Here is a 16,852-nt window from a genome sequence, read left to right on the forward strand (position 1 = left end):
GTGAGGCCTTCTCGCGTATCCAGGGGATGGGTACGCATGTCACGTTGTCCCAAGACGCGCGGCGATAGAATGGGTCCATCAGACCGGTCTATGACCGGGCGAGGTAGCCGACGGCGCCGCGCAGTGCACTGAAGGAGTTCTCCCATGCCGAAGCAGCTCAGCGGGCTGAGCACCGCACTGGACGGAAAGGGAGCGAAGCATGTGCAGCTTCGCGAGTTATTGCGCGAGTACATCCTTCAGCATGCCGAACCGGGCACCGCGATTCCTTCTGAACGCAAGCTGACGGAGCACTTTGGGGTAGCCCGGATGACAGTCCGGCATGCAATTGATGCGCTGGTGGCCGAAGAGGTGCTGGAGCGGATCGTGGGCCTTGGCACCTTCGTCGCGCATACCAAGGTTGACCTGCAGATGAAGCTCACCTCATACAGCGAGGAGATGCACCGGCGCGGTATGGTTCCTGATGCTCGGGTGCTCAGCTTCGAGCAAATGGCAGCGACCCCGCTTATTGCTCGTGAGCTGAAGATTGAGCAGGGTACTCCCGTTGTACGTTTCCGGCGGCAGTTGCTGGCCGACCGCGAACCTATGAGCGTCGACGAGAACTTCATCCCTGCCCACCGCGTTCCAGGGATCCTCGATGATGAGCCACCGACGTCGCTGTACAACGTGCTCAGTGAGCGGTACGGGCTAGTGATGGAGTGGGGCGAGGACACGGTGGAGGCGACCGCCGCATCGCCCTCTATTGCCCGCCTGTTGAACGTGGAAATGGGCGCACCGCTGTTGAAGATCCAGCGTCATGCCTATGTTGCACGAAGTATGGTGGACTATTCGGTTTCCTACTACCGCGCGGACAGATACAAGCTTTGGGTTCCCCTCCAGCGTCCAGGGGTGCGGACACCCCGAACGTACACCGCAAAGCGCTTCAACTGAAGCGTCTGGTCGGGTCCAGCAACGATCCGTCACCCGCTGCGAGGCAGAGTCACTGCTGCAGCGGCCCAAGTGGCAGCGCTTGACAGCGCTGCAGCCGGCGCAATCAATGAACGCACTCCCGTGAACGCAATCCGATGAGGGAAAACGTCAAGAACGCAAAAGCGGGCGGGACACACGATGAAGTGTGTCCCGCCCGCTTTTGCTATGGCTATAGGAGACGCTTAGTGGCTCGAGATAGAAGCCTTGTCGTGTTCGCTGGCAACCTCGCCGTGATGCCCATGGGAGTGGGCTTGCTCGAGTTCGGCCGGCGTTACCGGTGCCACGCGGTCTTCGAAGAAGAAGCGTGACGCCAGGGCGCGGCGCTTCTCGCCCTTCGAAACGTGGCCGTTCACATCCGGCTGAGCAGTCAGAGCCTCGGGAGAGTCGAAACTGACGAGCTTGTACCGCTTGTACTCGTCCACCGGCTCGTGGACCTCGATGAACTCACCGTGCGGAAGCCGGACAATGCGGCCTGTCTCGCGTCCATGAAGCACGATCTCGCGATCCTTGCGCTGCAGGGCGAGAGCGATGCGACGGGCAACTACGAATCCGATAACCGGTCCTAGGATGACCAGTGCACGCAGCCAGTAGGTTACGTCGTTCAACGACACCATGAAGTGGGTGGCGATGAGGTCGGAGCTGGCCGCTGCCCACATCACGCAGTAGAAGACGACACCTGCCACGCCGATACCCGTGCGGGTCGGGGCATTACGCGGGCGGTCGAGCAGATGCTTCTCACGACGGTCCTTGGTTACCCAGGCTTCGATCCAGGGCCACGCGAAGAGCAGCGTGAAAACAATACCTGCCGGCACGAGCGCCGGGAAGAGCACGTTCAACGAGAGCGTGTTCGTTCCCCAGGGAAGGGGGATGTTCCACTCGAACGGGAAGTTGCCCAGGACGCCCGGCATGAGACGAAGAGCGCCGTCGACCCAACCGATGTACCAGTCCGGCTGTGTGCCTGCAGATACAGGGGAGGGGTCGTACGGTCCGTAGTTCCAGATCGGGTTGATCGTGAACGCGGCAGAGATGGCGGCGATGATGCCGAAGACGATGAAGAAGAATCCACCGGCCTTGGCGGCGTACACCGGTCCGACCGGGTAACCCACAACGTTGTCGTTGGTGCGGCCCGGGCCAGGGAACTGCGTGTGCTTGTGAACTACCACCAGGAAGAGGTGAATTGCGATCAGGAGCAGGATCATTGCCGGGATGAGCAGGATGTGAAGCACGTAGAGGCGCGGGATGATCACCGTGCCCGGGAACTCACCGCCGAAGAGGAAGAAGCTGATGTACGTGCCCACAACGGGTATCGACTTCACGACGCCGTCGATGATGCGCAGGCCATTACCGGAGAGCAGGTCATCGGGGAGCGAGTAGCCGGTGAATCCTGCGGCCATCGCCAGGATGAGCAGGACACCGCCGATTACCCAGTTGAGTTCACGGGGCCGACGGAAAGCGCCGGTGAAGAAGACGCGAAGCATGTGCACGGACACCGCGGCAACGAAGAGCAGCGCCGACCAGTGGTGAACCTGACGCATGAAAAGTCCACCGCGAATATCGAATGAGATATCGAGGGAGGATGCGTACGCCATGGACATCTCTATGCCTCGAAGGGGCACGTAGCTTCCATCGTAGTGAGTCTCAGCCATCGACGGGTCAAAGAAAAACGTCAGGAATGTGCCCGAGAGCAACAGGATCACGAACGAGTAGAGCGCAACCTCGCCGAACATGAATGTCCAGTGGTCGGGGAAGATCTTGCGCCCGAACTCCTTGACAATGGCGGATCCGCCAACGCGGGTGTCGACGAAGTTGGTGATCTTGCCGACGCTGGTTTTGGGCTGGTACTGGTGTCCAGCTGCCGAGCTGCTCATGTCAGCCACGCTCCCAGTAACTTGGTCCTACGGGTTCTTGGAAGTCGCTCGTCGCTACCAGGTAGCCTTCCTCATCAACGGAGATGGGGAGCTGGGGAAGCGGACGGGCGGCCGGGCCGAAGATAACCTTGCATTCCTGTGTCAGGTCGAAGGTTGACTGGTGGCACGGACACAGCAGGTGATGGGTCTGCTGCTCGTAGAGGGCTACCGGGCAGCCCACATGGGTACAAATCTTTGAGTAGGCGACGATGCCGTCGTATCCCCAGTCTTCGCGTCCCGGTGACGGGTTGAGCGATTCCGGGTTGAGGCGCATCAACAGGACAACTGCCTTTGCCTTCTCCTCCAGCTTGTGCTCGGACTCATTCAGACCTTCCGGAATGACGTGGAAAGCGGAGCCGATGGTCACATCGGAGGCCTTGATCGGAGTTCCGCTCGGGTCGCGGGTGAGGCGTACTCCCTCGTCCCACATCGTCTGACGGAGCACGTCTCCCGGCAGCGGACCGAGGTCGCGGAAGATTGCGATGGCAGGGAAGATTGCGAGGACGCCGGCGCCCAGGAGGGTGTTGCGAATGAGCGGGCGACGCTTGATTCCGGACTCCTCGAGGATGTCGCCGACGATCTTCTCAGCATCTGCCCGATCAGCCTCCGGACGGATCTCGTGGCGATCCTCTGCGATCTCGTGGTCGGGCATGAGGGTCTTCGCCCAGTGGACGATACCTACACCGATACCGAGCATTGCGAATGCGGTTCCCAGGCCAAGCAGAAGGTTCTGCAGGCGGAGGGTTCCGATCGTCTGATCCAGCGGGATGAAGAAGTACCCGAAGAAGAAGAGAAGTGTGCCGAGGATGGAGATCAGGAAAAGCACCCCGACCTGGCGCTCGGCGCGCTTCTCTGCGCGGGGATCTGTGTCAGCCAAGCGCGGCCGGTGCGGCGGAAGTCCAGGGTCCTGGAACTTCTGCACGCTGCCCTGACCGGGCTTAGCTACGGTAACCGCGTTTTCCGGGCTGCCGTGACTATGGTCGGCCATGATCCCTCTCATCCTTCTTTAGAAACTTCACTCATCAATCCTGTGTAACTAGTTCTTTGCTGCGCCTCGGCCCGCTATGAGGAGCGGGAGGTGAGCCAAACAGTGAAAGCGATGATCACTCCGAGTCCAGCTACCCAGATGAAGAGACCTTCGGAGACCGGACCGAGCGAACCGAGATCCGCGCCACCGGGGGAACCCTGTTCCTCAATGATCTTCAGGAACGCAATGATGTCCTGCTTGTCCTCGGGAGTGATGTTCGCATCACTGAAAACCGGCATGTTCTGCGGACCGGTCACCATGGCCTCGTAGATGTGCTTTTCGGTGACACCCTCGAGGGTCGGCGCGAACTTACCCCGGGTAAGAGCGCCACCAGCTGCAGCTGCGTTGTGGCACATGGCGCAGTTCACGCGGAACAGCTCACCGCCGGCGGCCGGGTCGACTTCCTCACCGGAGGTATCGAGCAGTTCTTCGCTCGGGATGGCAGGGCCGGCGCCGAGGGACGCAACGTAAGCAGCCATCTGCTGGATCTGCTCTTCGGTGAACTGGACCGGCTTCTGCAGTGCCTGCGGGCCCTGCATCTGGAGCGGCATGCGCCCGGTTCCCACCTGGAAGTCAACCGACGCAGCACCGACACCGATGAGCGACGGACCGTCTTCGGTACCCGCGGCGCCCATGCCGTGACAGGTAGCGCAGTTGGCGACAAAGAGCTTCTCGCCTTCTTCGATGTCGCTGGCGGAAACGCTGGTTTGTGCTTTGGCCTCGTTCGCGTTGCTTGCGACGGCGTAGATGCCACCTGTTAGCAACAAGCCCATGAGCAGCAGCGCTATTGCTGCCAGGGGGTGACGCCGCCTCTGCGAAAGTGCCTTCACGTCCTGTTTCCTGCCTTCTGTATTGCCTTGATACGTTCAACGATTGGTGTCAGCCACCGTCGCGACCGCCACGCTAATTCTACCCCGGGTAGAAAAGGGTTCAAGAGAAATCTACTTCAAGAAATAGATGATGATGAACAAGCCGATCCACACCACGTCGACGAAGTGCCAGTAGTACGAGGTAACAATCGCCGATGTCGCCTCGAAGTGGCCAAAACGCTTCGCGGCGTATGCGCGTCCAATGATGAACAGGAAGGCGATGAGGCCGCCAATCACGTGCAGTCCGTGGAAGCCGGTGGTGATGTAGAAGGACGAGCCGTAGGCGTTGGCTGACAGGGAGATTCCTTCAGCGACGAGCTCTGCGTATTCGTAGGCCTGCACAGCAACGAAGACCGCGCCCATGATGAAAGTGAGCAGGTACCACTCGACCATTCCCCACTTCGCGACGTTCAAGACTCCGCCGACCCTGCGCGGCTGGAGGCGCTCTGCGGCGAACACACCCATCTGGCAGGTGAACGAACTCGACACCAGGATGATGGTGTTGATCAGGGCGAACGGCACGTTGAGCTTTTCCGTCTCGGCGGCCCAAAGCTCGCCGGAGGTCGAGCGCAATGTGAAGTACATGGCGAAGAGTCCGGCAAAGAACATAAGTTCACTGGAGAGCCATACAACGGTGCCAACCGAAACCATATTCGGGCGGTTGAGTGTTGGATGCGCAGTGGAGCTGGGGGCATGGGTCGCTGTCGTCACCCTGACATTATGTCTCTAAAAGTTCCCACTTCACCAATGCGAAACAGCGTCGGCGTGCCCTGTCGGTACCCCCGAGGGCACGAGTTGCCCGTAATGGCGCGGGAGTAACAACGGGATGACTTTCTACAATTCGTAGATAACCTAGGAGAGTGACTGCGATTTCTGCTCCGGACGCCCCTGCAACCAGTTGGCCGCAGCTGATCTCGAAGCTCATTGAGGGGAAGGATCTAACGGCTTCCCAAACACGCTGGGCAATGGATTCCATCATGGAGGGGATTGCCTCCCACGCTCAGATTGCCGGCTTCCTCGTCGGGTTGCGCTCGAAAGGGGAGTCGGTCGCGGAGCTGACAGGACTCGTAGAAGCAATGCTGGCCCGAGCCCATCGCATCAACGTTCCCGGGCCGGCGCTCGATATCGTCGGTACCGGGGGAGACGGGCTGAACACACTGAACATTTCCACGATGTCTTCCCTGGTTGCGGTGGGTGCCGGTGCCAGGGTCATCAAGCACGGCAACCGCGGTGCATCCTCGTCTTCCGGAGCCGCTGACGTCATCGAGGCTCTGGGCGTTCGGCTCGATCTTTCGGTGGACGACGTCGCCAGGTCGGCCGAGGAAGCCAACATCACTTTCTGCTTCGCCCAGGTGTTCCACCCATCCATGCGGCATGTCGCTGTTCCACGCAGGGAACTCGGCGTTCCGACCGCCTTCAACTTCCTCGGCCCGCTCAGTAATCCGGCGGGCGTCGAAGCGCAGGCGCTCGGTTGTGCCAGCGAGCGTATGGCTCCGCTTATGGCGGGGGTCCTGGCGGCCCGGGGGATCCGCGCCCTGGTATTCCGCGGAAGCGACGGCCGGGACAAGCTGACCACGAGCGGCTCATCCACTGTCTGGGAGGTCCGCGGAGGGATCACCACGGAGCACACTGTTCATCCTGGGGACTTCGATCTGCCGGTGGCAACCGTCGAGGCGCTCAGGGGTTCAGACGCTCAAAGCAACGCGAAGGTGGTGCGCCGCCTGTTGGCGGGGGAGACCGGTCCGGTGCGCGACGCCGTCGTGCTGAATGCGGCGGCAGGCCTCACCGCACTGGACACCGAGCACTCGGCGCCGCTCGTGGAGAGGATCCGGACCAACATGGCGCGCGCGCAGGAGTCCATCGACTCAGGCGCGGCGCAGGCGGCACTGGACCAGTGGGTCGCGGTCACCCGGGGGTAGGTTCGGGTTCAGCCTTCGAAACCCAGGGAGAAGGCGGCGTCGAGGTCGTGATTCGAGTAGGACCGAAACGCAATCTGGGTGGTAGTGGATTCGACGCCCTCCACCTTTGAGAGCCGGTCGGCGATGACGTCCGCCAGGTCCTCGTGGCGGTTGACCCGTGCGATGGCGATGAGGTCCCACTCGCCGGTGACGGAATACACCTCGCTGATCCCCTCAAGCTCCGAGATCTCCTGTGCACATTCGGGAATGCGGGAAGCATCGGTCTGAATGAGTACGAAAGCTGTGATCATGTGGCGGCTCCTTGGTTCTGACTGGGGGGAGTGGGGGGCTGGCCGCTGCTGCGTGTGGCGGCCTCGAAACTTCAATACTCGTGCTGCAATGCTCCGCGGGACAACCAGAAACACTCCGAGAACGCAGAGTGTGACCATCTGGAAGGACAGCGCCGCACTCTCACCCAGGGCAACGCGAAGCAGCAGGCCGCCGCCTGCTGTAACAAGCCACATGGGAATCGCCGTCCGCACCACGTTGGTCGGCTGTCGCCACGCGCGAAGAAGCAAGGAGGCTGCGACGTAGGCAATGAGGAAGGGGAGCGCGGTGCTCAGAATGCCCTGGGGCGACAGCGCCCCGTAATGGGAGAGGCGGCCGAGGAGCGCGAAGAAGGCAATCAGCACGACGTCGACGGCGAGCCACGGCACGTAGCCTCGCTTGTGCACGCCCCACCCGCCGCCACTTGCGCTCGTCATGGATTCAGCCTAATGGTTCCGGGCGCCGAAACCGGCGTTCCGCACGCAGCGCGGGCACCGCAGCAGCCCGAGCGGATCTGTTCCATAGCAGCAAGCCGGGTTCTACCCTTGAAACATGTGCAGGAATATCAGGACACTTCATAATTTCGAGCCCGCAGCCACCAGCGAGGAGGTTCATGCGGCTGCCCTTCAGTACGTCCGCAAGGTCAGCGGCACCACCAAGCCGTCCCGGGCGAACCAGGAGGCTTTCGATCGCGCGGTCGAGGAAATCGGCTTCATCACTGAAAGGCTGTTGTCGGAACTGGTCACCACAGCGCCGCCGAAGGACCGCGACGAGGAGGCCGCCAAGGCGAAGGAGCGCTCGGCCCGCCGTTTCGCCACAGCCTGATTACCATCACGCGGGCCGCCCCAACCCTCGCAGTACTGGGCGAAGAACCCTCCGTGGTGCACTATATGGTCACGGAGTGCTCCGTAAGCGTGCCTTGACCAGAGGCACCGGTCGCCCTCCGCTAGTGACACGAGGAGACCGTTATGAGCACGCGCCTGAACCCGTACCTTGGCTTTCGTGACACCGCCAAAGAAGCGATGACCTATTACCAATCGGTCTTCGGCGGCGAATTGACGCTCAGTACGTTCCGCGATTTCCAGGCCAGCGAAGACGAGAGCGAGCTGGACAAGATCATGCATGGAATGCTGACCACCGAGAGCGGGATGGTCATCATGGCGGCAGACACCCCGAACAGCATGGACTACACCCCGGGCAACACATTTTCCATCTCCCTCAGCGGCGAGAATGAAAGTGAGCTGCGGGGATACTGGGACCGCCTGGCCGGAGATGGATCGGTGACCGTGCCACTTGAAGTTGCCCCGTGGGGTGACCACTTTGGAATGTGCACGGACAAATTCGGCGTGGCCTGGCTGGTCAATATCGCCGGTGCGCCGCCGCAGGCATAATCCTGGTCAGCGTTGCGTCGGGGGGAGGCGGAGCTGGAGTTCAGTCCCGCCCTCTTTCGGTTAGTTGACATAATGTTGATTATCGGCACTTTCGGAGCGTCGCACGGAAGGGGTCAACACAGCGTTTCCCTTCGGGTTGTCCTCGTTGTCCTGTGCGTGACGGAGATCTCCAGTTGGGGCATCCTGTTCTACGCCTTTCCGGTCCTCGCGGGCGAGATCAGCTCGACAACCGGCTGGACACTGCCGGCCGTGAACGGAGCGTTCTCTACCGCATTGGTGTGTTCGGCTTTCGCCGGGCTGGTCGTCGGCCGGGTGTTGGACCGCCGCGGTCCGCGCGCCGTCATGACGCTGGGATCCGTCCTTGCTGCTCCGGCGCTCTGCCTGGTAGCCATCGCGGGCAATCTGCCGACGTTCTTCGCCGGTTGGGCATTGGCGGGTATCGCCATGGGAATGGTGCTCTATCCACCGGCCTTCGCGGCGGTGACGCGGTGGTGGACGAATCGCCGTACACGCGCGCTGACAATTCTCACAATCGTCGGCGGGCTGGCCAGCACCGTTTTTGCACCATTGACAGCAGTTCTGACCGCCGCCGTCGGGTGGCGCACCACGTACCTGATCCTGGCGGGCTTTCTCTTCATCGTCACCGTCCCGGCGCACTTTTTCGGGCTGAGACGACCGTGGGTGCCCAACCACACCGCTTCGTCCGGATCACAGCTCACCCAGCTACCGCCGTCGGAAATTATTCGGAGTTTGCCGTTTGCGGCGCTTGTCGGCGCAGTCAGCCTTACCGCTCTCGCCTCCTTCGCGGCCGTCGTCAACCTTGTTCCGCTACTGACGGAACGGGGAATCGGCACTGCCCTTGCGGCGACAGCGCTGGGAGTCGGCGGGATCGGTCAGGTCGTGGGCCGGCTAGGTTACGGCTTGTTCGAGCGGTTGCCCCTCAGAACCCGTACTGTGGCCATTCTGCTGGCGGCAGCGTTAACGACGGCGCTGCTCGGCCTGGCAGAAACCCTCACCGCCGCGATCATCATCGCTTTAGCGGCTGGAGTGACCCGCGGGGTCTTCACACTGTTGCATGCAACCGCCATCACGGACCGCTGGGGTCCGGCGCATTACGGCCGGTTGACCGCCCTCTTGGCATCGCCCATCGCTCTTGCGACCGCGCTTGGACCGTGGGTCGGAGCGGGCCTCGCCGCCATGCTCGGCAGTTACTCGCAAGCCTTCCTCGTTCTCGCGGGGATCAACGCGCTGGCGGTCATCCTGGCCCTCTACAGCGTGCCGCGAGCCGCGCCGCCCAGCCGCGCGTCGACCCTAGGATAGGACGATGGGCACTTACACACGCGAGGAAATCCGCGCCCGGGTCCGCGACGTCGTCAATGAAACAGCACCACCGATCGTCCAACTGGGCGATCCTGTGCTGCGGACCCCGTCGGTTGTTTTCGACGGTCAGCTGGACGATGCAGAACTGGCTGAACTCCTGGTGACCATGCGCAGGGCCATGCAGAACGCGCCCGGTGTCGGCCTGGCAGCCCCGCAGCTGGGGATCCCCCTGCGCATTGCCGTCATCGAGGACGTCATCCCCCAGCCCGATGAGATTTCCCGGGTCCGCGAGCGCCCGCCGTTGCCATACTTCGCCGTCATTAACCCGACGTACACGCCGGTCGGACGCGACAAGGCGTCATTCTTCGAGGGCTGCCTGTCCTTCAGCGGCTGGCAGGCGGTGGTCGAGAGGCACCGTACCGTCCAGCTGGAGTATCTGACCCCTGAGGGTGTGCAGGCCACGCGGCAGTTCACCGGGTGGCCTGCACGGATCGTGCAGCACGAGACCGATCACCTGAACGGCGTGATCTACATCGATAAGGCGAACACACGGTCACTCGTGAGTAGCGCCGCATACAGCGAACGCTGGTCGCAGCCCGGGATCGACCTGGCCCAGCGTTCGCTCAACTTCTAGGCAGGCTGGTTCTTCTTGCTCGGCAGCTTGTCTGCCCACCACCGGAGGATGTGCTCGAACCTCTGACGCCGATGCCAGGGGGTACCGGATCGCGAAAGCTCATGCGTCTCCCCCGGGAAAATTAGCATCTCCGTCTCTACCCCATGACGTTTCAGGGCCGTGTAATACCGCTGTGCCTGTTCGAGCGGGCAGCGCAGATCTTCCTCTGAATGAATGACGAAGGTAGGTGTTCGCACCTTGTCCACATGGGCATACGGGCTCTGCGCACGGACTTTCTCGGGATCGGCGCCCGTGTAGGCCTCCGAGAAGAACCACCCGATGTCCGAAGATCCGATGAAGGATTCCGGATCCAGGAACCCGCGCTCGACGACGGCGCCCTGGAAGCGATGATCGTTGGCAACCAGCCACGCCGTCAGAAAACCGCCGTAGGAGCCTCCCATTACACCCAGCCGGTCGCCGTCGAGCTGGGTGTACTTCAGGACTGCACCCTCGAGGAACGCGAGCACGTCCTGCATGTCCACTGTTCCCATGGCCTCCTTGATGACACGGCCGTGCTCCTGACCGTAACCGGCGGCACCCCGGGGGTTGCACATAACGACTGCGTAGCCGGCCTCGACATACACCTGTGCCTCGTCGAAGTAGCCCCACCCGTACTGGGCGTATGGTCCGCCGTGAATGTTGAGAAGTACCGGGTGCGGGCCGTCCCCTTCGGGAACCATTACCCAGCCGTGGACCGGGTAGCCGTCCGGAGCGCTGAAGGTCTCCTCCCGCAGCTCGGCTATCGTGGTTTCGCTGCGGAGACCTGCGGAGAAGTCGGTCAGCCGCTTCAGTTCCCGGCCGTCGACGAGGGCGACCTCACCCATGGTGAGCGGGTCGGTGTAGGAGACGACGACGGTGGCACCTGTAGTAGCGGCTCCCGTCACGACGCAGTCACCGGCGGCAAGCGTCTGCAAGGTCCCGTCCGGATCGATGCGTAGGAGGTCGTTTGCTCCTCGCCTGCGATTGAAGACCAGCACTCCGCCATCGCCGGCCGGAACGACTTCGCTGACCTCCCCCAAGTCGAAGGTTTCGGGATCGGTCAGCAATCGAGGCTGACCGGGAGCGTCCGCCGGAGCGACGTAGAGGGCCGTATTCCTGGCGACGAAATCGAGACCGGTGGGTGAGAGAGCGCTACCGAGGTAGTAGAGCCACCGGCCGTCCTGGCTGTGCACCGGGGACCCGCAGGTGAGCAACTCACCGGTCAGATTGCTCAGGCGCTGCCTGTCCGTTCCGTCTAGCGCGATCGAGTAGATGTCCGAGCGGAGACTGGTTGCGGAGTCGGGCTCGAGGGCGGCGCTGAAGATGATGCGCGACCCTTCAGCGTCGAAGCGCGGCGCCGAATGGTCAGCGTCCGCGTCTGTTAACTGCTTTGCCGAAGGAAATTCGCCGGATGCTGGTTCTTCGGCGGAACGTGCCGCACGCCCCACCGGCTTGATGTAGGGCTCCTCCCCCAGAACCGGCACGTCCAAGAGGAACAGCTGAATTCGTTTGTCCCCGGTATAGCCCACGCCGTTCATCTGGTACTTGTAGCCGGTGATTAGTCGCGGATCCTCCTGACCAGCCGCTACGCCGTCCACGGTTCCGTAGCGACCGTCCTGCGGGACTCGTGCGCTGAAGACAATGTGCCCGGAACCGGGAGACCACTCGAAATCGGAGACGCCGAGGGGTTGATCGCTGAGCTGCCGGGGCTCCCCTCCCCCGCTGTCAACAATGAACAACTGCGATTTGCCGCCCTGGGAAGCCCGCAGGAAGGCGATGACTGCACCGTCCGGTGAAAACTTCGGTGCGGTGTCCCGGAAGCCCCGGGTGATTCGACGGGGAGAACGGCTGTCCAGCGGCACCTCCCACAACTGGCCGACGGCGGCGTCGGAATCGTAATCGGGTCGGGTCACGGAGACCACACAGCGAGTGGCGTCGGGATGGAGCGAGGGTGTGCCCACGGAGTTCAACAAATTGAGTGTGTTTGGTTTCACAGTCCGAGACTATGCCCGCTGGGTGCCGCCGCTCAAAGCGGCAGCGTCGACACCTACGATGGTTGGGTGCCCTCATTCCCCGGAAATATTCTTATGTGTCCGGTTTGTCGTGATCGGCTGGATGCAGGTCCCACCTTCACGTCGGAGACATCCACGCAACAGGGGGGCAGGCCCCGTCTGCTTCAGTGCCAGCGTGGGCATCGATTCGACGCCGCCCGGCAGGGCTACTTCAATCTCCTGACGGGCAGGGGAACCGGCTTCGAGGCTGACACAACGGCGATGGTTCAGGCGCGCATCGATTTCCTGGGCGGAGGTCACTTCAGCCCTCTTGCGGACGCGGTCGGCAGGGCAGCAGCGGAATGCGCGGTCGATAATCCCGTCGTCCTGGACGCCGGAGCCGGCACTGGTTATTACCTTCGGGAACTCGAACGGCAGGTGCCGGTGTCAGCGGTCGTCGCCCTCGACATCTCGAAATTTGCCCTGAGGCGGGCGGCGAAGCTGCTCCCCGATGCGCTGTGCCTGGTCTGGGACGTCTGGCGGCCGCTGCCGGTCGTGGACGAATCGGTTGATCTGCTGATCAACATTTTCGCGCCGCGGAATCCGGACGAGTTCGCGCGGGTGTGCCGCGAAGGCGGCGTGCTGATCGTCGTCACACCCCTGCCGCAGCACCTGCAGGAAATTTCCGACGTTGCAGGCCTCCTGAACATCCGCTCAGGCAAAGACGACGACGTCGCTGCCGCTCTGACGCCGGACTTCACACTGGCTGCCAGCAGGTCTGTCGAATTTCCGATGACCCTGACGCCGGAGGACGTGCAGAATATTGCGGCAATGGGGCCAGCGGGCCATCACGGTGCCTCCGTTCGGATGGACACGCTGCCGGAGAGGCTCAGGGTCACTGCGGCCTTTACCGTCCAAGCTTTTCACAGGCGTCGGAAAGAGGACTCCGAAAAGAGCACTCCCGTGCGCTGACAAGGCAGGATATTCCCCGAAGGCTATATTTCGTGCTTCGGTTTTGGCATGATGGTAGAAGGCAACGGTTTGTGCACAGCAGGGCTTGATGAGAGCGCCGATGACCGGGGCCGCAACTGAGGGGAACCGCGATGCTCGATTGGCTTGTACAGAACACTTGGGTCCTGTGGCTTGTGCTCATGCTCGGGCTCGCCGCGGTTGAGACCCTGACCCTCGATCTGTTCTTTCTCATGCTCGCCACGGGTGCTCTTGCCGGCATCGTCGGGGCGCTGGCTGGGGCAACCTTCTTCATCCAGGTTGTCATTTTCTGCGTAGTCTCACTTCTGATGGTGCTCCTCGTCCGTCCTGTGGCGCTGAAGCACCTTAAGCGCGGATCCGCGGAGCAATTGAGCAACATCGACCGGCTCATCGGCGAGCATGCGCTGGCGCTTGAGCCGGTGACCTCTTTGACCGGGACCGTCAAGATCGGCGGCGACACCTGGACCGCACGTACCGCGGACGGGTCATCGCTGCCCGCCGGCAGCCGGGTTACTGTCTCCCGCATCGACGGGGCCACCGCCGTCGTCGTTGGTATACAACAAGCTGAGAGCGGACCCATAACCGCCTCCTGAACCGCGATCAGGCACTATCCACAACACAAGGGGAACCATGTTCACAGATTCAGGCACAATCGGACTCACCATCGTCCTGATTGTTCTGATCGTTTTTGTCCTGGTCGTTCTGGTGAAATCCGTACGGATCATCCCGCAGGCCCGCGCCGGCGTGGTTGAACGCCTCGGAAAGTACCAGCGAACACTGCAGCCGGGACTTACCATCCTGATCCCGTTCGTTGACCGGCTTCTGCCACTCCTCGACCTACGTGAACAGGTTGTGTCGTTCCCTCCGCAGCCAGTGATCACCGAGGACAACCTGGTCGTGTCCATTGACACGGTGGTTTACTTTCAGGTCACCGACGCCCGCGCCGCTACCTACGAGATCGCCAACTACATCCAGGCAGTAGAGCAGCTCACGACCACCACCCTTCGCAACGTGGTCGGCGGGCTGAACCTGGAAGAGGCACTGACTTCACGTGACCAGATCAACGGGCAGCTTCGGGGGGTCCTCGATGATGCAACCGGCCGCTGGGGCATCCGGGTCTCACGGGTTGAACTCAAGGCCATCGATCCGCCCCACTCCATCCAGGACTCGATGGAGAAGCAAATGCGGGCCGAGCGCGACCGCCGCGCTGCCATCCTGACCGCCGAAGGCACGAAGCAGTCCCAGATTCTCACGGCTGAAGGGCAACGCCAGGCTGCGATCCTCGCTGCCGAAGGCGATGCCAAAGCCGCAATTCTCAGGGCCGACGGCGAAGCACAGGCAATCCAGAAGGTCTTCGACGCCATCCACAAGGGCAACCCGTCCCAGAAGCTTCTCGCATATCAGTACCTTCAGACGCTGCCGAAGCTCGCAGAGGGTAACTCCAACAAGTTGTGGATCATCCCCAGTGAAGTAGGGGAAGCGCTAAAGGGCATCGGCAACGTGCTCGGCGGCCAAGACCGTGAGGATACTGAGAGTGACTCCCCCTTCACAGTGCAGGACGGGACCCGTTCCTGAAGCAGCGGCGTAACCGGAGCGCGTCCCTGTCCAGAGGCCGAATTGGGGATTCCGTGCCTCCCTTCGGTATAGTGGGGTGTTTGCCGGATGTGGGCACCGAATGGGAACAGACGGCCGCTCCACGGCGTTATACCTGAGGTAACACGGCCTGAGCGCTGTGGCGTCGTGCACTTTGAGTGTGCGGCAGAGGCCCTGGGAATCCAGGATGCCGAACGTAGTTAGGGAGAAAAAATGAGCGACCGTAGCCTGCGGGGCATGCGCCTTGGCGCCCAGAGTATGGAGACCGAATCCGGTGTCGAGCCCGCGCCTCGCCAACGCGTTGAATACCGTTGCGAGGACGGAGAGCGCGTTTTCGTAACCTTCGCCGCCGAAGCAGAGATTCCTCCGGTATGGGTTTCCAAGACCGGCAAGGAGGCGCTACTCGTTGATGGGGAGCGTCCGGACACCTCCGGAGACAAGCCCGTCCGCACACACTGGGACATGCTTCTTGAGCGCCGTTCCATGGAAGAACTGGAGCAGATCCTCGAGGATCGGCTGAACATCCTTCGTGAGCGCCGCGGAGAGCGCCGCTCCGCCTAATATCGCAGGAAGCCCGGGTACTTCGTGGAAGTACCCGGGCTTTTTCTGTTCATCACGCTGCCGAACTAGGGTGCGCGTCCCTTTGTCAGCACGGAAGGCATGTCTATGTGCGTGCTGGGCGCCCAGTCAGTGCCGCCCACCGCGCGGCTATCCCCCATCGTGTGACGTTGGCGATGGCTTCGAAGACGATGTTTCCGCTCATCTTGGAATCGCCATATTCGCGTTCGACGAAGGTGATTGGCACTTCAACGATGCGCAGTCCTTGCAGCGCCACCCTGAACGTCATATCGACTTGAAAACCGTATCCGACGGAATCAACGGTGGACAGGTCAATGCTCTCAAGGGTCTCACGGCGGAAGGCACGGTAGCCGGCGGTAATGTCGCGCACCGACAGACCAAGCATTGTGCGCGAGTACAAGCTACCGGCGCGTGAGAGCAGCTTGCGATGGAACGGCCAGTTGACAACTGAGCCGCCCGGAACCCATCGGGAGCCAATTACAAGATGAGCACCGGGGACTGCATCGAGCAACGAGGGAAGCTGCTCCGGCTGATGCGATCCGTCGGCATCCATCTCGACGAGAACGTCGTATTCACGGTCAAGCGCCCACCGGAAACCGGCGATGTACGCGGCACCGAGACCCTCCTTGCCCTGCCGATGCAGGACATGAACGGCTGAATCGTTCGCTGCTATCGCGTCCGCCAGCTCCCCTGTGCCGTCAGGACTGTTGTCGTCCACCACGAGAACGTCGGAGTGCGGTACGGCTGCCCGGAGCCGGTCAAGAGTCAGGGGAAGTGATTGGCGCTCGTTGTAGGTGGGAATGATCGTAACAACGCGCACTCAAGAACCTTTCGATGGGGCAGGTGCGCAGGCGCGCAGCAGCTCGGTGAACCGGGACGGGCTTCCCAGTATAGGCAGATGCCAAGTGCACGCCTCACCCGCCGATTTCCCGCGCGGCTCAAGAGCCGCGAAGCTTGAAGGCACTGCCCAGGATGGAAGGGCCAGCAACTTGGATGGGAAGGGCCAGCGATGTGCTCGCGGGTAGGCTTGCACGCCTTCGGGCCAGCAGTGATCAATTGATCGGCGCTGTTTTCTACTGACGTGCAAACCTACCCGTTTGTGAGTACCAAGCCTTCCACCGCGCGAAAGAGCCTAACATTCACGTCTTTCGTCCCCTTTGGCGTCGCAGTATGCGGTGGCTCGGTCAGGTCTATCCGGGATGCCGGAGTACGACCCGTAGATCTAACAGCTTACGGGCTGTGGAGGAGGTGTCAACAGCGTCCTGACGTGCGGTTTTAGGTATTCGTGCAGGTCAGCGGAGCGCCCGGTAGGCCGCCGGGGTTGATTAGATCAGGACCGAGG

At 62.0% G+C, this 16,852-nt stretch carries 17 protein-coding genes and 2 pseudogenes; 11 read left to right on the plus strand and 8 right to left on the minus strand.

Annotation, left to right across the window (positions count from 1 at the left end; translation table 11 throughout):
* The first annotated feature begins 144 nt into the window (after window positions 1-144).
* Window positions 145-927 (plus strand): GntR family transcriptional regulator, encoded by a 783-nt coding sequence (locus AC5RU3_RS05325; RefSeq protein WP_309123629.1) that lies wholly within the window; start codon window positions 145-147, stop codon window positions 925-927.
* A gap of 221 nt (window positions 928-1,148) precedes the next feature.
* Here AC5RU3_RS05325 and qcrB read toward each other — a convergent pair whose 3' ends face one another.
* The 4 genes from qcrB to ctaE form a co-directional block, all read right to left on the minus strand.
* Window positions 1,149-2,834: a cytochrome bc1 complex cytochrome b subunit gene (gene qcrB / locus AC5RU3_RS05330; protein WP_309072081.1), complete on the minus strand. Its 1,686-nt coding sequence runs from the start codon at window positions 2,832-2,834 to the stop codon at window positions 1,149-1,151.
* Between the two features lies 1 nt (window position 2,835).
* Window positions 2,836-3,861 carry a cytochrome bc1 complex Rieske iron-sulfur subunit gene (gene qcrA, locus AC5RU3_RS05335; RefSeq protein WP_309072082.1) on the minus strand — a complete coding sequence of 342 codons (1,026 nt, stop codon included), beginning with the start codon at window positions 3,859-3,861 and terminating at the stop codon, window positions 2,836-2,838.
* Window positions 3,862-3,935: 74 nt separating this feature from the next.
* Complete coding sequence (qcrC, locus tag AC5RU3_RS05340) at window positions 3,936-4,730, minus strand: cytochrome bc1 complex diheme cytochrome c subunit (protein ID WP_309072083.1); 795 nt, start codon at window positions 4,728-4,730, stop codon at window positions 3,936-3,938.
* A gap of 111 nt (window positions 4,731-4,841) precedes the next feature.
* The gene (ctaE, locus tag AC5RU3_RS05345; RefSeq protein ID WP_309072084.1) at window positions 4,842-5,480 is read right to left on the minus strand and encodes an aa3-type cytochrome oxidase subunit III; all 639 of its coding nucleotides are present in this window, start codon (window positions 5,478-5,480) and stop codon (window positions 4,842-4,844) included.
* 149 nt (window positions 5,481-5,629) lie between these two features.
* On the opposite strand from ctaE, the gene trpD reads away from it, so the two are divergent.
* Window positions 5,630-6,688, plus strand: a complete 1,059-nt coding sequence (gene trpD, locus AC5RU3_RS05350) for an anthranilate phosphoribosyltransferase (RefSeq protein WP_493964993.1) — start codon at window positions 5,630-5,632, stop codon at window positions 6,686-6,688.
* Window positions 6,689-6,696: 8 nt separating this feature from the next.
* Here the strand turns inward: trpD and AC5RU3_RS05355 are convergent, their stop codons facing one another.
* Both AC5RU3_RS05355 and AC5RU3_RS05360 read right to left on the minus strand, forming a co-directional pair.
* Window positions 6,697-6,978 (minus strand): Lrp/AsnC family transcriptional regulator, encoded by a 282-nt coding sequence (locus tag AC5RU3_RS05355; RefSeq protein ID WP_309072086.1) that lies wholly within the window; start codon window positions 6,976-6,978, stop codon window positions 6,697-6,699.
* A 99-nt stretch (window positions 6,979-7,077) separates the two neighbouring features.
* Window positions 7,078-7,431 (minus strand): annotated as a pseudogene (locus tag AC5RU3_RS05360) (DUF3054 domain-containing protein); the annotation flags it as partial.
* A 115-nt stretch (window positions 7,432-7,546) separates the two neighbouring features.
* Here AC5RU3_RS05360 and AC5RU3_RS05365 point away from each other — a divergent pair.
* The 4 genes from AC5RU3_RS05365 (at window position 7,547) to AC5RU3_RS05380 (ending at window position 10,339) form a co-directional block, all read left to right on the plus strand.
* Window positions 7,547-7,819 carry a DUF2277 domain-containing protein gene (locus AC5RU3_RS05365; protein WP_309072088.1) on the plus strand — a complete coding sequence of 91 codons (273 nt, stop codon included), beginning with the start codon at window positions 7,547-7,549 and terminating at the stop codon, window positions 7,817-7,819.
* Window positions 7,820-7,962: 143 nt separating this feature from the next.
* Window positions 7,963-8,385: a VOC family protein gene (locus tag AC5RU3_RS05370; protein WP_309072089.1), complete on the plus strand. Its 423-nt coding sequence runs from the start codon at window positions 7,963-7,965 to the stop codon at window positions 8,383-8,385.
* A 156-nt stretch (window positions 8,386-8,541) separates the two neighbouring features.
* Window positions 8,542-9,705, plus strand: a complete 1,164-nt coding sequence (locus AC5RU3_RS05375) for an MFS transporter (protein ID WP_493964994.1) — start codon at window positions 8,542-8,544, stop codon at window positions 9,703-9,705.
* Between the two features lie 4 nt (window positions 9,706-9,709).
* A complete protein-coding gene (locus tag AC5RU3_RS05380) occupies window positions 9,710-10,339 on the plus strand; it encodes a peptide deformylase (protein ID WP_493964995.1) in 630 nt (209 codons plus the stop codon).
* Here the strand turns inward: AC5RU3_RS05380 and AC5RU3_RS05385 are convergent.
* The gene (locus AC5RU3_RS05385; protein WP_493964996.1) at window positions 10,336-12,351 is read right to left on the minus strand and encodes a S9 family peptidase; all 2,016 of its coding nucleotides are present in this window, start codon (window positions 12,349-12,351) and stop codon (window positions 10,336-10,338) included. The two genes, AC5RU3_RS05380 and AC5RU3_RS05385, sit on opposite strands and share 4 nt — an antisense overlap.
* Window positions 12,352-12,444: 93 nt before the next feature.
* Here AC5RU3_RS05385 and AC5RU3_RS05390 point away from each other — a divergent pair.
* The 5 genes and pseudogenes from AC5RU3_RS05390 to AC5RU3_RS05410 all read left to right on the plus strand — a co-directional run.
* A pseudogene (locus tag AC5RU3_RS05390) lies at window positions 12,445-12,579 on the plus strand (hypothetical protein); the annotation flags it as partial.
* A gap of 51 nt (window positions 12,580-12,630) precedes the next feature.
* Window positions 12,631-13,320 (plus strand): methyltransferase domain-containing protein, encoded by a 690-nt coding sequence (locus AC5RU3_RS05395; protein ID WP_493965148.1) that lies wholly within the window; start codon window positions 12,631-12,633, stop codon window positions 13,318-13,320.
* A 131-nt stretch (window positions 13,321-13,451) separates the two neighbouring features.
* Complete coding sequence (locus tag AC5RU3_RS05400) at window positions 13,452-13,931, plus strand: NfeD family protein (protein WP_309072762.1); 480 nt, start codon at window positions 13,452-13,454, stop codon at window positions 13,929-13,931.
* Window positions 13,932-13,968: 37 nt separating this feature from the next.
* Window positions 13,969-14,913 carry an SPFH domain-containing protein gene (locus AC5RU3_RS05405; RefSeq protein ID WP_309072761.1) on the plus strand — a complete coding sequence of 315 codons (945 nt, stop codon included), beginning with the start codon at window positions 13,969-13,971 and terminating at the stop codon, window positions 14,911-14,913.
* A gap of 231 nt (window positions 14,914-15,144) precedes the next feature.
* The gene (locus AC5RU3_RS05410) at window positions 15,145-15,492 is read left to right on the plus strand and encodes an RNA polymerase-binding protein RbpA (protein ID WP_056549551.1); all 348 of its coding nucleotides are present in this window, start codon (window positions 15,145-15,147) and stop codon (window positions 15,490-15,492) included.
* A gap of 103 nt (window positions 15,493-15,595) precedes the next feature.
* Here AC5RU3_RS05410 and AC5RU3_RS05415 read toward each other — a convergent pair whose 3' ends face one another.
* Window positions 15,596-16,330 carry a polyprenol monophosphomannose synthase gene (locus AC5RU3_RS05415; protein WP_493964997.1) on the minus strand — a complete coding sequence of 245 codons (735 nt, stop codon included), beginning with the start codon at window positions 16,328-16,330 and terminating at the stop codon, window positions 15,596-15,598.
* Between the last annotated feature and the right edge of the window lie 522 nt (window positions 16,331-16,852).

This window comes from Arthrobacter sp. MDB1-55 (assembly GCF_059092925.1).